We start from the raw sequence: 2935 nt of genomic DNA, 5'->3' as shown, positions 1-2935 counted from the left end.
GACGTCCTGACCGTCGGTGTCGGCGTCCGCGCTGTGCACGGGCGCGGCGTCGGCGTCTGCCGGGTCAGCCGGGTCGTCGGCCGCCGTGGTGGCGGTGGCGATGTCGTCGTCCGTCGCGAGTCCGGGGAGCGCCGCGAGCTGGACGCGCGGTGCGACGTTGTCGGCCGCGAGCAGCGCTGCGAGCTCGTCGCGGGACCGCTCCGCGGCGAGGGCGTCCCGCAGCGCCGACACGACCCACGTCGGGTGCGACCACCGCGTCGCCAGGAGCGCGTCGCCGCCGCGGCCCTCGGTGATCGCGGCGTCCCACTCCGCGTCGGTCCGCGCGGCGACCTTGCGCAGCACGGCGTTGACGAAGCCCGTGGCCCGGCGGGCGCCGACTTCACGGGCGAGCTCGACGGTGGCGGACACGGCGGCGTGCGTCGGCGTGCGCATGCCGAGCAGTTGGTGGGTACCGAGACGCATGACGTCGAGGACGTCCGCCTCGATGTTCTCGACCCGGCGACCGGACGCGATGCCCACGATCACGTCGTACCGACCGAGCATCCGGATCGACCCGTAGGTCAGCTCGGTCGCGAACGCCGCGTCGCGTGCGGAGAGCCCCGCGCGACGGATGCGTGACGGGAGCAGGAGGTTGGCGTACGCGTCGTCGACCTGCACGGCGCGGAGCACGTCGAACGCGACGCGCCGGGCCGACGTCGGCCGGGCTCCACGGGCCCGCTGCCCGTTCACCGGGGCGCTCACGCGAGGACCTTCCCGTCCAGCGGGCCGAGGCCACGGGCCCAGGCAGCGGCGTCCATCGCCTTCTTGCCCGCCGGCTGTACCTCGGTGAGCACGAGCGGGACGTCCGCCGTCCCGACCAGCAGCTGACCGTCGACCAGGCCGAGCGCGCCGGGCGCGAGGTGCGGGGCGGAGGAGGCCGTGCCTCCGGGCCGGACGGCGCTGCGGAGCAGCTTCACGCGGGTCTCGCCGAGGTGGGCGAACGCGCCGGGCTCGGGCGTGACGCCGCGGATGCGGGCGTGGACGCGGGCTGCGGGCTCGTCGAAGCGGACGTGCGCGTCGTCGATGGTGGGCTTCGGGGCGAGGGTGACGTCGCCGGTCTGCTCGGTGGCGACGGCGGTCCCGGCGGCGAGGTCGTCGACCACCCGGGCCACGACCTCCGCACCGGTCTCGGCCATCGCGGCGAGGACGTCGCCGCTCGTCGCGTCCGGGTCGATCGTGAACGGCTCGGACGCGTACACGGGGCCGGCGTCGAGGGCCTCCACCAGCTGGAACACCGTCGCGGCGGTCTCGGTGTCGCCCGCCATCACCGCACGCTGGACGGGTGCGGCGCCGCGGTACGCCGGCAGGGCGGAGAAGTGCAGGTTCACCCAGCCGAGCCTCGGGGTGTCGAGGGCGGGACGGCGGAGCAGTGCGCCGTAGGCGACGATCACGCCGAGGTGCGGCTCGAGCGCGGCGATCTGCGCGGTCACGGTCTCGTCGACCCGGGAGGCCTCGAAGACCGGCACTCCGAGCTCGGCGGCGACCTGCGCCACCGGGGTCGGCGTCAGGACCCGCTTGCGACCCTGTGGCGTGGCGGGACGGGTGAGGACCGCGACGATCTCGTGGTCGGACGCCGCGAGTCGGCGGAGGGTGGGGACGGCCGCAGCGGGGCTGCCGGCGACGACGAGACGCATGGGGTCCATCGTCCCATGTGCGCGGCACTGGGCGGCACGGCGGGCCCCGGGTGCGTACGGTCGGCAGCACGGCACCGTTCGCCGCACCAGGGAGGCACCATGTCCGACGTCACCACGTCCACCGACCGCTACGCCGGGTCCAGCATCCAGAAGATCGCCCTCGTCGTCGGGATCGTGTTCCTGCTCGTCGGGATCGCCGGGTTCGTCCCGGGGCTCACGACGGGCGACCTCGCCGGGGCGGGACACGGTTCGATGGCGATGTTGCTCGGGATCTTCCAGGTGTCCGTCCTGCACAACATCGTGCACCTGCTGTTCGGTGTCGTCGGGCTGCTCGCGGCGCGCTACCCGACCGGCTCCCGCATGTACCTCGTCATCGGCGGGGTCGTCTACTTCGTCCTGTGGGTCTACGGGCTGTTCACCGCCGGCACGATGTCGGGCGCGAACTTCGTGCCGCTGAACTGGGCGGACAACTGGCTGCACCTCGTGCTCGCGGTCGGCATGGTCCTGCTCGGCGTCGTCTTCCCGCGGGAGCGCCGGCGTCCGGTCAGCCCCTGACGGGCGCCGAGCGCACCGAGCACCACGCACGACGGCCCCGGGAGCGCAGCGCTCCCGGGGCCGTCACACGACCGGCGTCAGTCGTCCCCGACCGACGCGCGCGCTTCCACGAAGGCATCGACGCACCGCCGCACCTGCTCCTCGGTGTGCGCCGCCGACAGCTGCACCCGGATCCGCGCCTTCCCCTTCGGCACCACCGGGTAGCTGAACGCCGTCACGTACACCCCGCGCGCCTGCATCTCGTCGGCGATCCGCGCCGTCCGCGCCGCGTCGTGGAACATCACGGGCACGATCGGGTGCTCCCCCGGCAGCAGCTCGAAGCCGGCGTCCTCCATCAGGGTCCGGAACTCCCGCGCGTTCGAGGCCAGCCGCGCCCGCGCATCGTCGGAGCGTTCGATGAGGTCGAGCGCCGCGACCGTGCCCGCGGCGATGACCGGCGCGAGGGAGTTCGAGAACAGGTACGGGCGCGAGCGCTGCCGGAGCAGGTCGACGACCTCACGGCGGGACGACACGTAGCCCCCGGACGCACCGCCGAGCGCCTTGCCGAACGTGCCCGTGTACACGTCCACCCGGTCGGCGACGCCGCAGAGCTCCGGGGTCCCGCGCCCGCGCTCCCCGACGAAGCCGACCGCGTGCGAGTCGTCGACGATGACGAGCGCGTCGTACCGCTCGGCGAGGTCGCAGATCTCGGCGAGCGGCGCGATCGA

4 protein-coding genes are annotated in these 2935 nt (G+C 74.2%); 1 reads left to right on the top strand and 3 read right to left on the bottom strand.

Going from position 1 to position 2935, the window contains the following annotated elements:
• On the bottom strand, positions 1-741 hold a 741-nt coding region (locus I59_RS15010), incomplete at its 3' end, for a transcription antitermination factor NusB (protein WP_022904570.1).
• Positions 738-1673, bottom strand: coding sequence for a methionyl-tRNA formyltransferase (gene fmt, locus I59_RS15005; RefSeq protein ID WP_022904569.1), 936 nt, complete (start codon positions 1671-1673; stop codon positions 738-740). The genes I59_RS15010 and fmt, both read right to left, overlap by 4 nt.
• Positions 1674-1772: 99 nt before the next feature.
• On the opposite strand from fmt, the gene I59_RS15000 reads away from it, so the two are divergent.
• Positions 1773-2228: a DUF4383 domain-containing protein gene (locus I59_RS15000; RefSeq protein ID WP_022904568.1), complete on the top strand. Its 456-nt coding sequence runs from the start codon at positions 1773-1775 to the stop codon at positions 2226-2228.
• A gap of 77 nt (positions 2229-2305) precedes the next feature.
• On the opposite strand, the gene I59_RS14995 is transcribed toward I59_RS15000, so the two are convergent.
• A partial coding sequence (locus tag I59_RS14995) for an aminotransferase class I/II-fold pyridoxal phosphate-dependent enzyme (protein ID WP_022904567.1) occupies positions 2306-2935 on the bottom strand: 630 nt, incomplete at its 5' end.

The sequence above is a fragment of the Curtobacterium sp. B8 genome (genome assembly GCF_000333315.1).
Taxonomy (GTDB): domain Bacteria; phylum Actinomycetota; class Actinomycetes; order Actinomycetales; family Microbacteriaceae; genus Curtobacterium; species Curtobacterium luteum.
Note: the sequence above shows the minus strand (reverse complement) of the source record. Positions and strands in the feature narration are given on the sequence as shown.

Excerpts from the sequence above, each read along its gene's own strand:
- fmt (WP_022904569.1), bottom strand. The coding sequence starts at position 1,673 with ATGCGTCTCGTCGTCGCCGGCAGCCCCGCTGCGGCCGTCCCCACCCTC.
- I59_RS15000 (WP_022904568.1), top strand. The coding sequence starts at position 1,773 with ATGTCCGACGTCACCACGTCCACCGACCGCTACGCCGGGTCCAGCATC.